General features: G+C 46.8%; 14 protein-coding genes. 12 read left to right on the forward strand and 2 right to left on the reverse strand.

The window, feature by feature from the left end:
- Positions 1-332: 332 nt before the first annotated feature.
- Positions 333-2135 carry a DUF3352 domain-containing protein gene (locus tag RMO52_RS22685; RefSeq protein WP_310418871.1) on the forward strand — a complete coding sequence of 601 codons (1803 nt, stop codon included), beginning with the start codon at positions 333-335 and terminating at the stop codon, positions 2133-2135.
- Between the two features lie 67 nt (positions 2136-2202).
- Here RMO52_RS22685 and tsaD read toward each other — a convergent pair whose 3' ends face one another.
- Positions 2203-3258, reverse strand: a complete 1056-nt coding sequence (gene tsaD, locus RMO52_RS22690) for a tRNA (adenosine(37)-N6)-threonylcarbamoyltransferase complex transferase subunit TsaD (protein WP_310418874.1) — start codon at positions 3256-3258, stop codon at positions 2203-2205.
- A 291-nt stretch (positions 3259-3549) separates the two neighbouring features.
- Here tsaD and RMO52_RS22695 point away from each other — a divergent pair, with 291 nt between their 5' ends.
- The 3 genes from RMO52_RS22695 to RMO52_RS22710 all read left to right on the forward strand — a co-directional run bounded on the left by RMO52_RS22695 (position 3550) and on the right by RMO52_RS22710 (position 4918).
- The gene (locus RMO52_RS22695; protein ID WP_309742256.1) at positions 3550-4047 is read left to right on the forward strand and encodes a Photosystem I reaction center subunit III; all 498 of its coding nucleotides are present in this window, start codon (positions 3550-3552) and stop codon (positions 4045-4047) included.
- 78 nt (positions 4048-4125) lie between these two features.
- Positions 4126-4251: a photosystem I reaction center subunit IX gene (psaJ, locus tag RMO52_RS22705; protein WP_396135088.1), complete on the forward strand. Its 126-nt coding sequence runs from the start codon at positions 4126-4128 to the stop codon at positions 4249-4251.
- A gap of 184 nt (positions 4252-4435) precedes the next feature.
- A complete protein-coding gene (locus tag RMO52_RS22710; RefSeq protein WP_309742255.1) occupies positions 4436-4918 on the forward strand; it encodes a photosystem I reaction center subunit XI in 483 nt (160 codons plus the stop codon).
- A gap of 229 nt (positions 4919-5147) precedes the next feature.
- Here the strand turns inward: RMO52_RS22710 and RMO52_RS22715 are convergent, their stop codons facing one another.
- On the reverse strand, positions 5148-5906 hold the full coding sequence (locus tag RMO52_RS22715; protein WP_310418878.1) for a class I SAM-dependent methyltransferase: 759 nt from the start codon (positions 5904-5906) through the stop codon (positions 5148-5150).
- Between RMO52_RS22715 and RMO52_RS22720 the strand changes: the two genes are divergently transcribed.
- From RMO52_RS22720 to RMO52_RS22755, 8 genes are all read left to right on the forward strand, one after another.
- The gene (locus tag RMO52_RS22720; protein WP_310418880.1) at positions 5905-7515 is read left to right on the forward strand and encodes an NAD(P)/FAD-dependent oxidoreductase; all 1611 of its coding nucleotides are present in this window, start codon (positions 5905-5907) and stop codon (positions 7513-7515) included. The two genes, RMO52_RS22715 and RMO52_RS22720, sit on opposite strands and share 2 nt — an antisense overlap.
- A gap of 67 nt (positions 7516-7582) precedes the next feature.
- On the forward strand, positions 7583-9220 hold the full coding sequence (locus tag RMO52_RS22725) for a pseudouridine synthase (protein WP_310418883.1): 1638 nt from the start codon (positions 7583-7585) through the stop codon (positions 9218-9220).
- Between the two features lie 102 nt (positions 9221-9322).
- Entirely contained in the window at positions 9323-9580 is a 258-nt protein-coding gene (locus RMO52_RS22730) for a hypothetical protein (RefSeq protein WP_309740042.1), read from the forward strand.
- A 170-nt stretch (positions 9581-9750) separates the two neighbouring features.
- Positions 9751-10734 carry an alpha-ketoacid dehydrogenase subunit beta gene (locus RMO52_RS22735; protein WP_310418886.1) on the forward strand — a complete coding sequence of 328 codons (984 nt, stop codon included), beginning with the start codon at positions 9751-9753 and terminating at the stop codon, positions 10732-10734.
- Between the two features lie 180 nt (positions 10735-10914).
- Positions 10915-12321, forward strand: a complete 1407-nt coding sequence (secD, locus tag RMO52_RS22740) for a protein translocase subunit SecD (protein ID WP_310418889.1) — start codon at positions 10915-10917, stop codon at positions 12319-12321.
- Between the two features lie 15 nt (positions 12322-12336).
- Positions 12337-13296 (forward strand): protein translocase subunit SecF, encoded by a 960-nt coding sequence (gene secF / locus RMO52_RS22745; RefSeq protein WP_309741804.1) that lies wholly within the window; start codon positions 12337-12339, stop codon positions 13294-13296.
- 42 nt (positions 13297-13338) lie between these two features.
- Complete coding sequence (locus tag RMO52_RS22750; RefSeq protein WP_310418892.1) at positions 13339-13761, forward strand: hypothetical protein; 423 nt, start codon at positions 13339-13341, stop codon at positions 13759-13761.
- Between the two features lie 189 nt (positions 13762-13950).
- The coding region (locus tag RMO52_RS22755; protein WP_310418895.1) for a 4Fe-4S dicluster domain-containing protein at positions 13951-14186 on the forward strand (236 nt) is incomplete at its 3' end.

Below are 14186 nucleotides of genomic sequence, written 5' to 3' on the forward strand. Positions count from 1 at the left end.
ATTTAACTTTTCTTTGTTATCAATACTATTTTCGGGGCGGTTGTCGCGATCGCGATCGCGACTTGGTGGCACTAATCTTTAGTCTAAATTCCAATCAATAGGACTTTGTTGCGATCGCATCAGACTCAGGATTTTTGGCAAGATCGATCGGTGCAGTACATCGATCTTGAGATAGTCAACAACATACAGCTATTGAAGTAGTAGGTGCAAGTATGAATCGGATAAATATTGTCTGAAACCTATCTGGTGGGCAGTGCCCACCCTACATGATATTTTATATTTAATTACTCGATCTCTAATTCTCAACTACTCGCTTATTTACCCCGATCGCCATGCCTAATAAAATGCCCAACCCCAAGTCTAAGCCACGGACTGCGACCAAAAAACAAAAGCAAAATAGGCGGATTGTTGCTGGCGCAGGAGCGGCGATATTAGTCGTGGGATTGCTGGCTGGCGGTGTCTGGAAAATGTTATCAGGCTCGACTAATCTCGATACCAGCGATGGGGTGAGTTTATTACCTCAAGATACTTTGATGTCCATCTCCGTCTCTACCGATGTGGCGCGGTGGCAGAAATTTAACGAGTTTGGCGTTCCCCTAAGTCGCGGGATTGTCGAGCAGCAATTAGCTAAATTGCAAACCGATTTTTTGACAACCTATGGATATGACTATCAACGCGATATCCAACCGTGGATTGGCAAGCAAATTTTAGTCGGCTATCTGCACAATCCAGGGGCAGCAGGAATTAGAGCCGAGTCAGGGACGATCCTCAGCCAGCAAACCATCGCCATCTTACCGATCGCCGATCGAGGTGCCGCCCAGAAAGTCGTAGAACAGCATCAAACGCCGATCGATGCCAATTTAGTCGAAACTAACTACAAAGGGGTCGCTATTCGAGAATTTAAGCGCAAACAGGGGACGATCGCGATCGCGATCCTAGATAACTTTGTCACGATCGCGACAGACAGAGTAGGACTGCAAAGAGTCATCGATACTCAACAAAACGGTAAATCTTTACTCACACTCCCAGGCTATACCAAAGCGCTAGCCCAAATCGAGATCGATCGACCTTTTGCACGCGTCTATCTGAATGTTCCAGTAGCTACCGCAGTAGCAGCGGTTAATTCCCCGCTCCAACTAACCGCCAATAAATTAGCGCAAACCCAGACTCAACAAGGCATAGCGGCAAATGCCCAGATCGAAGCAGACGGGATTGCCTGGAAAGGGATTTCTTGGCTCAGACCCAATGCCAAGCAAAAATTAACAGTCGAAAATCAGGCTCAAAACCTCGCGGCAAATCTCCCTGCCACGACACTAGTCATGGTATCTGGCGGTAACTTACAGCGACTGTGGCTAGACTATGTTCAGAGTGCCGCAGCCAATCCTTTGGCACCTGTCAAACCTGAAGATCTCGTCAAAAACCTGGATAGTCTCACCGGACTAACATTAGAGCCAGAAATCCTCAACTGGAGTAAAGGCCCTTTTGGCATCGCGATCGTCCCCAAAGCAGCTAAGATCGATACGGAATTTGGTACAGGACTGCTATTATTTCAGCAAGCTAGCGATCGATCTGCCGCAGATAAAGCCTTCGCCATCTTTGACAAAACCATGAGTCAAAAGCAAGGGTTTAAGATCGCCAAAACCCGAATCGGTGGCAAAGATGCGATCGATCTGACATCACCATTGGGGGGTACCAAGGTGACTCATGGCTGGCTCGATAACAACCTCGCTTTCCTCAACTTCGGCGCACCTGTGGGCGATACCTTCCTCCCGCAACCCCAACAAAAACTGTCAGATACCCCACTATTTCAACAATCGACGCGATCGAGTCTCAGTCCCCACAACGGTCAATTTTTCATTGATGTCGATCGTACCATCAATGCTGGCAATCTCCCCCTACCATCGATATCTCCAGAAGTCAAAGCTGGGTTCAGCGCCGTGCGAAGCCTGGGTGTCACTAGTGCCATCGCCGATGAATCGAGCAATCGCTTTGACATTTTTGTCGCCCTCAAAAAAGAGCCAGGAATCGCCAAGTTACCGACACCACCCAAAGCAATCAAGCCCCCATCAAAATCTATTAAACCAGCTTTAACTCCCAGTAAAACACCTAGCCCAAGTGCAACGCCTGCACCATAACTTAAGTATCGTTACCTTTTACCTCTTACCTCTTACCTCTTACCTTTTACCTTTTACCTTTTACCCCTTACCCAACCTCACCAGTCCGATACAAACTCATTACATCCATAATCGATAACCGCGACTGCACCCCCAGATCTAGTGGCGACACATGTCCCCGACTCAGATGCTCTGCCGCCGCACAACCGATCATCGCCGCATTGTCCGTGCAGTATTCCAGCGGTGGAAACAACACCTTCAGCCCTCGCTGACTTGCCGCAGTGGCTAACGTCTCCCTCAAGCCGCGATTAGCAGCCACACCGCCGCCGATAACGATCGTTTCCAATCCATAGTCGGTCGCACAAACGATCGCGCGTTTGGTAAGCGATTTGGCGACACTGTGTTGAAAACTAGCAGCGATATCTGCCACTGGTAACTCCCGCCCTTCGGCTTGCAATTTTTGCACCAATCTCAATACCGCCGTCTTGACGCCACTAAAACTCGAATCATAGGGATGAAAACCACCCCCAGGGAGCGAGATATTCCCTTCTGGTAAAGGATACAGCGTCGGATTGCCTTGCGCTGCCAAGCGATCGATCTTGGGGCCACCAGGATAGCCCAGATCTAATAATCTCGCCACTTTATCAAAAGCTTCCCCCGCAGCATCATCGCGGGTTGCCCCGAGTTCGGTATACACGCCGCAATCTTTGACATGAATCAGGCTAGTATGCCCACCTGATACCAGTAGACATAAGAATGGTGGTTCTAGTTCTGGTGCGCTCAAGTAAGACGCGTAAATGTGTCCCTCCAGATGATGAACGCCTAAGAATGGTTTGTCATGCAAAATCGCCAAAGTTTTGGCTGCGCTCATGCCGATCATCAGTGCGCCGACTAATCCTGGTGCAACTGTCGCCGCAATCCCATCGATCGCCGACCAGTCTAGATTAGCTTCTTTAATAACCCGATCGATTAGCTCTGTAATTATTAATAAATGTTGCCGTGACGCTACCTCCGGTACCACGCCCCCATATTGAGTATGAATTGGGATTTGGGAGGCGATGACACTGCTGCAAACTTTACGATTGGTAACGATTGCCACCGCCGTTTCGTCACAACTTGTTTCAATTGATAAAACTGTTGTCATTAGCTGCTAATTTTAAAGATGAAAATAGAGATAAGTAGTTTGGCAATCAGCGCGGTGTAGCTGTTATTTCAGATATTACACCAACCTGAATCGCTTACTTAGCAATCTCGATCGGTTGGTCGAATCTTGCCAATCTCTACAATTATCAGCGATCTTTCGCGATCTTTCGCGAAAGACCGTTGCCGACCGACCAAAAGACTATTATAGTTTTTTTGCTAAAGCAGATCGTCAACCCGATCGTGTGTTTTGTAAATAAAACTATTTGTTTTGTTATAAACGGAAACAATCACTATGAAAAAACTGTTGGCTTTGGTTTTTGCCATCTGTCTTTGGTTCAACTTTGCTCCCCTCGCATCTGCCTCAGAAGTAGCCGGACTCGTTCGTTGTGGCGATTCTCCTGCTTTTCAGCAACGTGCGTCAATGGCACGTAACACCACCAATGACCCCGAATCAGGCAAAAAACGCTTTGAACGTTACTCTCAAGCTTTGTGCGGCCCTGAAGGACTGCCTCACTTGATTGTAGACGGACGACTCGATCGGGCAGGTGACTTCTTGATCCCAGGAATCTTATTTCTCTACATTGCTGGCTGGATTGGTTGGGTCGGTCGCGCCTATATCATCGCCATCAAGAAATTTGACAACACCGAAGAAAAAGAAATCGTCATCGATGTACCGTTGGCAGTTAGCTGTATGTTAAGCGGTTTTGCTTGGCCTGCTGCTGCTTTAGGTGAATTCACCTCCGGTAAGTTAGTTGCTAAAGATAGTGAAATCACTGTTTCACCTCGCTAGATCCTTTAGCTCATTCCCCGATCGTGCCACTGATGGCGACGATCGCCACCTATCGATCTTAAATTCTGGAGATAGTCCATGTCAAATTTTCTCAGATTTTTATCTACTGCCCCAGTTTTGGCAACAATTTGGATGGCATTTACTGCGGTCATTTTGATTGAATTTAATTACGTCTTTCCAGATTTATTATTTCATCCCTTGTAGTATTTAATGTGAGCAGAGCGGGATTATTTAAGTAGGTCGGCACAATTGTTTTAAGTATTAGAAATCAACTGAAGCCCTTGTCAGGATATCTAAATATTCGATTGAGCCTTTCTACTTATTACTCTCATTACTAATCTGCTCGCGCCTATTCCTCCATTTCCCTATTTATTTTGAGAGGTTTTCTATGGCTACTCGTATTCAAGCCGTCAATAGTCCCAGTCCTGAAGTGAGTAACTTAGCTACTCCCATCAACTCTTCGGGTATCATCCAAGCTTTCATCAGCAATTTACCAGCTTACCGAGCTGGTTTGTCTCCGCAACGCCGGGGATTGGAAGTAGGCATGGCTCATGGGTATTTCTTACTCGGCCCCTTCACCCTCTTAGGGCCGCTGCGTCATACCGACCAAGCTTACTTAGCCGGATTGCTTTCTACCATTGGCTTGGTGGTTATTTTAAGTGCTTGTCTGGCCATCTACGCGGCTGTTAGCCCCCCACCGCCACTACCGAGCGTCGCTGCACCGAAACCACCCGCAAATTTTGAGCGTGGTAAAGGCTGGGGTGACTTTACTTCTGCTTTCCTAGTCGGCGGCATTGGTGGCGCGGCTGTTGCCTACTTATTGGTAGCTAACATCCCGGTATTAAGCACTTTTTCAATCTTGGCTAAATAGGTCAATTAATTAATAATTAATAATTAATTTAATTGTTGTTATTACCTGTTCAACATTAAATCCATTTAAAATTACCCTATCTCCAATCTGAAGATAGGGTAATTTTATTTATAAATATTTTTAAAAAGCTTTCAATCTGTTTCACTGATTGGCTTTTAGAAATTAATCTATAAAATACAATTTGATTTTCATTCCAACTGGTGACTCGAAGTGAGTGAGATTTAATTTTTTAGTTCGATCGCGTATAGACGATCCGAAACCGTCTGGCTGGGGTGATGTCGAATTCGTCGATCGAATCGGCAAATGATACTTCTATCAAGCCAGTCTCGATAAATTTATGTAACTCATCTTTTGTGAGTGGGAATGGTAAACTCTCGCAAGCATCTTCAGGATTGCGACCGCGACAGACTACTAATAATTTACCAGCAGGCGCGACAAAATTGCCGATCGACTCAATCGCATTTGGGCGAATATTGGCAGGTAAAGCTTGAATTGTATAAATCTCAATTACTAGGTCGAAACCAAATTTCCACTTAGCAGGAGCGGTAAATAAATCGACAGCTTGATAGTTTACCTTTGAGCTAGGAAATCTAGTATGACACCAATCGATCGCCGTTTGAGATAGATCGAAGGCGGTGACTTTCGCACCAAGTCCAGCTAAGTATTCAGCGTCGTCTCCTAATCCACAACCGACGACTAATACCCGCAGATTTTGGAAGTTTAACTGCGATGCTTTTACCCAGTCTAGCAGCCAGGGATTTACCGCCCGATCTGCCCAAGGAATCGCATCGAGATTGCCGTCGGCTTCAGCATATAAAGTTTCAAACCAGCCTGTATAGTCGCCATTAGCATAAGCTGCGGTGGCTAATTCCCGCACGCGAGTTCTCGATTTAGTCATATTTTTTGGTATCCGATCTTTGGCAGCAACTATGACCATTGTGACAAAATAAGAGTAGATTTTGCCCCCACTGCCCAGGATAACGTTCATGCTCCGCCTCTCTGAAGTCAAACTCCCACTAGAACACACTGAAGCAGATATCCAGTCCGCCATTCTCAAAAAACTCTCCCTCGCTCCCAAGGATTTGATTCGGCACAAGATTTTTAAGCGGAGCTATGATGCGCGCAAACGCGGCGCAGTTTCTTTTGTATATATTATTGACATCGAGACAACTAGAGAGCAACAGCTACTACAGAGATTTAAAAAAGATCCGCATATCGTGCCGACTCCAGATACTAGCTATCGGCATGTAACCCAAGCCCACTCTGGATTAGAGTCACGCCCGATCGTGATTGGCTGCGGGCCATGTGGGATGTTTGCAGGGTTATTACTCGCACAGATGGGATTTCGCCCGATTATTTTAGAACGGGGTAAGGCGGTACACGATCGATCTGTCGATACATTCGGCTTCTGGAGCAAGGCAAAATTTAACCCAGAATCCAATGCTCAATTTGGCGAAGGCGGCGCGGGGACTTTTTCGGATGGTAAGCTGTACAGCCGGATCAAAGATGCCAATCATCACGGGCGGAAAGTATTGACAGAACTAGTTAATGCTGGTGCAGCGTCGGAAATTCTCTACATTAATAAACCCCACATCGGTACATACCGCCTAGTAAAAATTGTCGAAAATATCCGGAATACGATCGCATCATTAGGCGGTGAAACTCTCTTTCAGAGTCGGGTAGAACAGCTTAATATCGAAAATGGGCAAGTCTGCGGCGTAACTCTAGCTGGTGGCGAATATATCCCCAGCAACCATGTGATTCTCGCAGTCGGACATAGCGCCCGCGACACCTTTGAGATGCTCCACCATGCGGGAGTATACATCGAACCCAAGCCCTTCTCGATCGGGTTTCGCGTCGAGCATCCCCAAACCGTCATCGATAAATGTCGGCTGGGATCTCAAGCCGGACATCCGATGCTCGGCGCGGCTGACTATAGCCTAGTCCATCATTGCGCCAACGGTCGATCGGTTTATAGCTTTTGTATGTGTCCGGGTGGGCAAGTTGTCGCAGCGACATCTGAAGTGGGGCGGGTAGTGACAAATGGGATGAGCCAGTACGAGCGCAGCGGTAAGAATGCTAATAGTGGCATCGTCGTGGGTATTACGCCCGAGGATTATCCGGGTAGCCCGATTGCTGGCATCGAGTTTCAGCGACGGTTAGAAGAGAAGGCATTTGCGCTCGGTGGTGGCACCTATGAGGCTCCAGGACAACTGGTAGGTGACTTTTTGGCGGCTCAAGCCTCCAGTCAGTTAGGGACTGTCAAACCGTCATATAAGCCTGGTGTCCACCTGTGCGATCTGAGTGCGAGTCTACCAGATTACGCGATCGAGGCGATTCGGGAAGCGATTCCAGCATTTGACAAGCAGCTCGATGGTTTTGCCATGCACGATGCCGTGCTGACAGGGGTCGAAACCCGCACCTCATCGCCGATTTGTATCAAGCGCGGGGATGACTATCAAAGCCTGAATACCAAGGGTTTATATCCCGCTGGCGAAGGGGCTGGCTATGCTGGGGGTATTCTCTCAGCAGGGGTGGATGGGATTAAGGTCGCTGAAGCTGTTGCTTTGAGTATTCAGAAACAGTTAATTTCCTAACCAGTAAACCGTCCCTCAAAATTTTCATAATTCTACTAACAGCACTAAATTCTCTTCCTCGCTCGTTATGCTAGATCGTATTACCGATCGCAATCCCAATCCTCCCATCACCTATGTCTACGCAGGATTGTGTCCCCACAGTGGCAAAATATTAAAATTACCACGTACTCATGAAGTAGAACAGATCGCCCGTAATTTGATGGTAGAAATGGCACGGGAAGAAGATATATATGCCCGCGAAGGTAAGATGTATGGGGTGTTATTGGTAGAAACAACTACAGGGGAATATTACTCGATTAAGGCTTTTTCGGGATTACTTAATGGCGAGGCGATTGTGGCTGGATGGGTACCGCCAATTCCGGGGCGCGATCGAGTGGCGATCTCGGAAGCTGCTACACTAGCGGATCTAGCCGCGATGAAACAAGAATTAATCGCATTAGATCGCATCCCAGCGCGAGAACACTATCGATTATTAACAGCGGAATTTGCAGCTAAATTAGAGAAATTATCGATCGAGCATCGTCAGCGCAAGGCATTTCGACAGCAACAGCGACAACAGGAATCTACTCTTAGCGGCTTGGCAGTAACAGCAGCCTTAGACGAACTCACCGCTCAAAGCCGCCAGGACGGACGCGAACGCCGTCAACTCAAACAAGCGCGCGATGCAGTTTTACAGCCGCTACAGGAGCTTTTAAACAGGACTGACGATCGAATTCGCGAACTCAAGCAACTACGCAAAATTCGATCGCGCGAACTTCAGACACAGATGCACGATGCTTATCGGTTGATGAACTTTTTGGGCACATCTAGCTCGTTGCGAGAATTGATGCCAGCAGGTATTCCGACAGGAACTGGCGATTGTTGTGCGCCGAAGTTGCTGCATTATGCCGCCAGTCAAGGGTTGAAACCGATCGCAATGGCGGAGTTTTGGTGGGGAGGTGCGGGAGACGGGGAGACGGGGGGACTGGGGGATGAGGAGACGGGGAGAAGAATTCAGGGGGAGTTTTATGGGGCTTGTGTGGAGCGGTGTCAGCCGCTGATGGGGTTCATGTTGGCGGGGTTGTCGCCGCAACCGTCAGAGTTGGATTTACCGATTATTTATGAAGATGAATATCTAATTGCTGTTGATAAACCTGCCGGACTATTATCTGTACCTGGACGGACGATCGATCTACAGGATAGCGTGCTGACTCGATTGCGGGAATTATATCCCGAAATTTATAGCGTTCATCGACTCGATCGAGATACGTCGGGGATACTATTACTCGCGCGGGATAAATTGACTTACCGACATCTGAGTCAGCAATTTGAGGCGCGACAAACGCACAAGGTTTATGAGGCGATTTTAGGTGGCAGGATTGGATTAGAAAAAGGCTCGATCGGTCTACCATTATGGGGCGATCCGCTCGATCGACCGCGCCAAAAGGTAGACTTTAGTTTGGGTAAACCTAGTTTGACAAAGTTTCAGGTAGTGGGGCAAATCGATGGCTACACGCGGATTGAGTTTATGCCTGTGACTGGTCGATCGCATCAGTTACGCGTCCATGCAGCCGATGCTCGTGGGCTTGGTGTGTGTATTTTAGGCGATCGACTCTATGGTTGTCAGGCGAATGTAGAAAGATTGCATCTCCATGCGCGAGAACTGAGTTTTATACATCCAGATACATTAGAACGAATTTCGATTCAAACTCAGTGCCCATTTTAGATCTGGCGGATGGGATCGATCGAGATAAAATACAGATATAGTGACGCTGACTAAAGTAAGAACTTGTGAAGGTGTCTAGAGAATCAATCGTTATTAGCCACTATGACACAAGCCAGAGAACCAGACGATACAGATCTAATTAGATCGCTCCGAAGACTGGATAGAAGAGTGAGTAGACTTGAAGACACTCAGGTGACTTGGAGAGAATTAAATGACTCTTTTAATCGCGTCTATGAGGAAATCGACGCACTGGAAGAAAACATGAATAGACGGTTTGACGAGCAAAGCCAGAAACAAGACGAACAAAATCGGAAAATCGATATTATCTTACGGCATATCACCGGACAGGGCAACTCTTAGCTTCAAATGCTCATATCTTACGAGATTCCCGACTTCTTCGAGAAGTCGGGAATCTCCTCCACCATCTAACCCTCCCCTTTACCCTCTACCCTCTACCCTCTATTCCCTACTCCCTATCCCCTAACTCTGCTAGAGTAAGATCTGAGAAATTTAAGTGTTGTAAACCTAGCATGGCAGAAACTCTATTTTTTAATGCCCTCCGTGCCGCGATCGATGAAGAGATGGCGCGGGATTCAGCAGTCATGGTGATGGGTGAAGATGTCGGACACTACGGCGGTTCGTACAAAGTCACCAAAGACCTCTATAAGAAGTATGGAGACATGCGGGTACTAGATACCCCGATCGCCGAAAATAGTTTTACGGGGATGGCTGTAGGGGCTGCCATGACCGGACTGCGACCGATTATTGAAGGGATGAATATGGGGTTTTTGCTCCTTGCCTTCAACCAGATTTCTAATAATGCGGGGATGTTGCGCTACACCTCTGGTGGTAATTTTACAATTCCGTTGGTAATTCGCGGCCCTGGTGGTGTGGGTAGACAGTTGGGTGCGGAACATTCCCAGCGTTTAGAAGCCTATTTCCAAGCAGTTCCGGGTCTGAAAATCGTCGCTTGTTCGACGCCACGCAATGCTAAAGGGTTGCTCAAGTCGGCAATCAGAGATGAGAATCCCGTCTTATTCTTTGAGCATGTCCTGCTCTACAACCTCAAGGAGGACTTGCCAGATGATGAATATCTCCTCCCACTGGACAAAGCCGAAATCGTGCGTCCTGGTAAAGATGTCACCGTCCTCACCTACTCACGGATGCGCCATCACTGTACCCAGGCGATGAAATCCCTCGAAGGTAAAGGTTACGATCCCGAAATTATTGACTTGATTTCGCTCAAACCGTTAGATCTCGAAACAATTGGGGCATCGATTAAGAAGACGCATAAAGTCATCATTGTTGAAGAGTGTATGCGGACTGGCGGTATCGGTGCTGAATTAACGGCTTCGATCGTGGATAATTTCTTTGATGAATTAGATGCGCCCGTCTTGCGGATGTCGTCACAGGATATTCCGACTCCTTATAATGGAAAGTTAGAATACCTGACGATTATTCAACCCCCACAGATTGCGGAAGCGATCGAGAAAATGGTTGATGGCAAACTCTAAAGATGTGGCGTAAATGGGTGCAGGGTCAACAGAGCGAACTGGCGATCGTCACATCCTCTAGACCCCACAGCCCATAACAATATCCGGTATCAATTTAAATTTAATTGCCGATCGCTAAAATTTAGCTTTTCTAATATAAAAACTTAATTATCGACTATCCCGTATCCTTAGTTTCAACTTATGCAAAAACAGCGTGTTATTTTAGGCTTAATTTTAGTCTTAGTTATCGCTGCGATTACGTTGCTAGTCAACAAGCCAATGCGCTTGGGATTAGATTTACAAGGCGGATCGCAATTGACTATTCAGATAAAACCAACTAAAGATCGCCCCACGATCTCCGACCAAGATATCAGTGCTGTTCAAAAGGTAATTGAAAATCGGATTAATGGTCTAGGTGTATCGGAAGCACTGATCCAATCGGCTGGTAATAATCAGATTTTAGTCCAATTACCTGGCGTTAACGATCCGCAGCAAGCAGAACGCGTTCTCGGCGGTACAGCTCAACTCGAATTTCGCGAACAAAAAGCTGGCACTGAGGGACAATTGAGTGCAGAGCTACCAGTACTCAAAGCCGCAAAAGACCAGCAAGCAGCTTTGAAGAAGTCTAAATCCACAGACAAACAAGCGATCGCCAAAAATCAAGCCGCGATCGAGCAATCCTACGTTGAGATTAGCAAATTGTTCGATCCTGCCGCAATTACGGGTAAGCAACTCAGACGCGCCAATCCCGAACCAGTGGGTGCTGGCGCGTGGGAAGTCTCGATCGAATTTGACGGTGCTGGTGGCGATGCTTTTGCCAAACTAACCAAAAATTTAGCAGGAACGGGTCGCTCGATCGGTGTTTTCCTGGATAATGACCCGATTAGCACCCCAACTGTCGGCGCACAATTTGCCGCAACGGGGATTGCTGGCGGTAAAGCCGTGATTACGGGCAACTTTACTACCGAAGCAGCCAATGACTTAGCCGTGCAACTTCGAGGTGGTTCCCTGCCTTTTCCCGTCGAAATTGTCGAAAACCCCACTGTTGGTGCAACACTGGGGCGAGACAGCATCTTAAGTAGTGTTTATGCAGGTATCGGTGGATTGATACTAGTCGCCATCTTTATGGCTGTATACTATCGCTTACCCGGAATAGTAGCGGACTTTGCGCTGATAATTTACTCGCTCCTCTCATTAGCCGCTTTTAATATTTTAGAAGTCACCTTGACGCTCCCAGGCATCGCTGGATTTATTCTCAGTATCGGGATGGCTGTCGATGCCAACGTGCTGATCTTCGAGCGCACCCGCGAAGAACTCCAGACGGGTAAAACTTTGTATAAGTCGGTAGAGGCAGGTTTTCACCGCGCCTTCGATAGTATCTTGGATAGCCACGTCACAACGTTGATTTCCTGCGGTGCTTTATTCTTCTTCGGTTCGGGATTGGTAAAAGGATATGCCGTTACTTTAGCAGTTGGGGTCGCGATCAGTTTATTTACATCGCTGACTTGTACCCGCACATTTTTGCTGTTATTAGTGCTAGGTTTTCCCGCCCTCCGTCAAAAAACCCAGCTTTTTGCTCCCAATGTCCCTAGCTTAGTAACTAAGTAAATAAGCTATTAAATTATGAAGAAATTCAGTGTTACTAAACAGCGTAAATGGTGGTGGCTGTTATCCAGCGCCGTAATTTTAGCGGGAATTGTTTCGATGATTTTATCGTGGACAAATCCAGAGATCGGATCGCCTTTACGGAGAGGATTAGATTTTACAGGCGGCTCGAAATTACAGTATGAACTCGACTGTAAGATCGCGAATAATTGTAAACCGATCGATATTGCAATCGTGCGCGAGATCGTCAAGAATCAGGGAATTGTCGAGCCGATCATTCAAGTGGTGGGTAAAGATTCGACAGGTTTATCGATTAGAACTAAAGATCTCAAAGTTGACTCTAGAACTAAACTCGAAGCTGCCTTGAGTGAAAAAATCGGTAAATTCGATCCTCAGAAAACCCAAAATGACACTGTTGGGCCGACTCTCGGCGAGGAATTATTTAGAAATGGCTTGATTGCGATCGGCTTATCATTTGGATTGATTCTGTTATATCTCACCTTCCGGTTCAAATTTGACTATGCTTTCTTTGCCTTTATCGCACTATTCCATGACGTCTTGATTACTACTGGCATTTTCTCGATTTTGGGTTTAGTTAGTGGCGTAGAAATCGACAGTTTATTTGTCGTAGCACTATTGACAATTATCGGTTTTTCTGTTAACGATACGGTCGTTATTTACGATCGTATTCGGGAAGTAATCACGATCGATCCCAACCAACCGATCGACAAAATTGTAGACGATGCGGTCAATCAAACCATGTCTCGATCGATCAACACTACTTTAACTGTACTGCTGACATTACTATCGATTTATTTATTCGGGGGTGAAACACTCAAGAACTTTGCCTTATGCTTGATTATTGGCTTCACGGCTGGAGCCTATTCGAGTATTTTTATCGCTAGTACCCTCTTCGCTTGGTGGCGCGAACGTCATCCCACGCCGTCCAATCCAGCTCCTATCGGTACTGAATCCTAGCAGATACTTTTTGAGTTGCTGCAATGACAAACTTGCTATTCTATGTCTAAAGTGAATTTACCAGCAGATGCTCTAGAAATCGAACTCGACCCAATTTTTAAAAACCAAGTGGCTCGCCTCTATCGCATCACTATCTATCTGCGATGGATTGCGATCGGATTATTATGGTTGACAGTAGGTGCCTATAGTCTCTGGGAATTGCGTTATCCTATTAGTCTGATTCAAGAAGATTTTACCTGGGCTGCGGTTAGATACGGACTGGCTTTTCAGCCGATTCCGGCTTTTGGTTTGTGTTTGTGTATCGGGATGATGGCAGGCACTTTAGTCTGGCAAAGCCGAAATCAGATCTGGGGCTTACCTACACCAGAATATCAACGATTGATTAGGCAAGTGGGTGAGATTCGCAAGCAAGGTAGTTCTCATCCGCTCTGGAAATGGGTAGTGAAATCAGTGGATAGTGAATAGTGGATAGTGGATAGCGATTCGTGTTCCAACATACTTACAGCAAGGATCTGTAGGTTGGGTTGCGGATGCGCGCTCCTCGGGTTCCCCGAGGGTTTAGCGCACCAAGCAGAAGAATGAAACCCAACACACTCACCCAAAGTTTCTTGATTCCATCAACGACGTATAGCAATGGCTTAATCACCAATTCCCATGCAATCTCCTACCTTAGACTCCCAACATCCGCCGGAACCTAAACTTATCGATGCTTGCGTGCATTGTGGCTTTTGTTTGTCCACTTGCCCTAGTTATCGCGTGTTGGGGACAGAGATGGATTCGCCTCGGGGACGAGTATACATGATGGATGCCCTCAATCAGGGTGAAATCGACCTCACACCTGCGGTTGTCAGTCATTTTGATAGTTGCTTGGGTTGTCTGGCATGTACGAC

Origin of the sequence: Chamaesiphon sp. OTE_8_metabat_110, from assembly GCF_031382685.1 — a bacterium.
Lineage (GTDB): Bacteria > Cyanobacteriota > Cyanobacteriia > Cyanobacteriales > Chamaesiphonaceae > Chamaesiphon.

What these genes read in the sequence shown, in the direction of transcription:
- RMO52_RS22685 (WP_310418871.1), top strand. Translation starts at nt 333, where the DNA reads ATGCCTAATAAAATGCCCAACCCCAAGTCTAAGCCACGGACTGCGACC.
- tsaD (WP_310418874.1), bottom strand. Translation starts at nt 3,258, where the DNA reads ATGACAACAGTTTTATCAATTGAAACAAGTTGTGACGAAACGGCGGTG.
- RMO52_RS22695 (WP_309742256.1), top strand. Translation starts at nt 3,550, where the DNA reads ATGAAAAAACTGTTGGCTTTGGTTTTTGCCATCTGTCTTTGGTTCAAC.
- psaJ (WP_396135088.1), top strand. Translation starts at nt 4,126, where the DNA reads ATGTCAAATTTTCTCAGATTTTTATCTACTGCCCCAGTTTTGGCAACA.
- RMO52_RS22710 (WP_309742255.1), top strand. Translation starts at nt 4,436, where the DNA reads ATGGCTACTCGTATTCAAGCCGTCAATAGTCCCAGTCCTGAAGTGAGT.
- RMO52_RS22720 (WP_310418880.1), top strand. Translation starts at nt 5,905, where the DNA reads ATGCTCCGCCTCTCTGAAGTCAAACTCCCACTAGAACACACTGAAGCA.
- RMO52_RS22715 (WP_310418878.1), bottom strand. Translation starts at nt 5,906, where the DNA reads ATGAACGTTATCCTGGGCAGTGGGGGCAAAATCTACTCTTATTTTGTC.
- RMO52_RS22725 (WP_310418883.1), top strand. Translation starts at nt 7,583, where the DNA reads ATGCTAGATCGTATTACCGATCGCAATCCCAATCCTCCCATCACCTAT.
- RMO52_RS22730 (WP_309740042.1), top strand. Translation starts at nt 9,323, where the DNA reads ATGACACAAGCCAGAGAACCAGACGATACAGATCTAATTAGATCGCTC.
- RMO52_RS22735 (WP_310418886.1), top strand. Translation starts at nt 9,751, where the DNA reads ATGGCAGAAACTCTATTTTTTAATGCCCTCCGTGCCGCGATCGATGAA.
- secD (WP_310418889.1), top strand. Translation starts at nt 10,915, where the DNA reads ATGCAAAAACAGCGTGTTATTTTAGGCTTAATTTTAGTCTTAGTTATC.
- secF (WP_309741804.1), top strand. Translation starts at nt 12,337, where the DNA reads ATGAAGAAATTCAGTGTTACTAAACAGCGTAAATGGTGGTGGCTGTTA.
- RMO52_RS22750 (WP_310418892.1), top strand. Translation starts at nt 13,339, where the DNA reads ATGTCTAAAGTGAATTTACCAGCAGATGCTCTAGAAATCGAACTCGAC.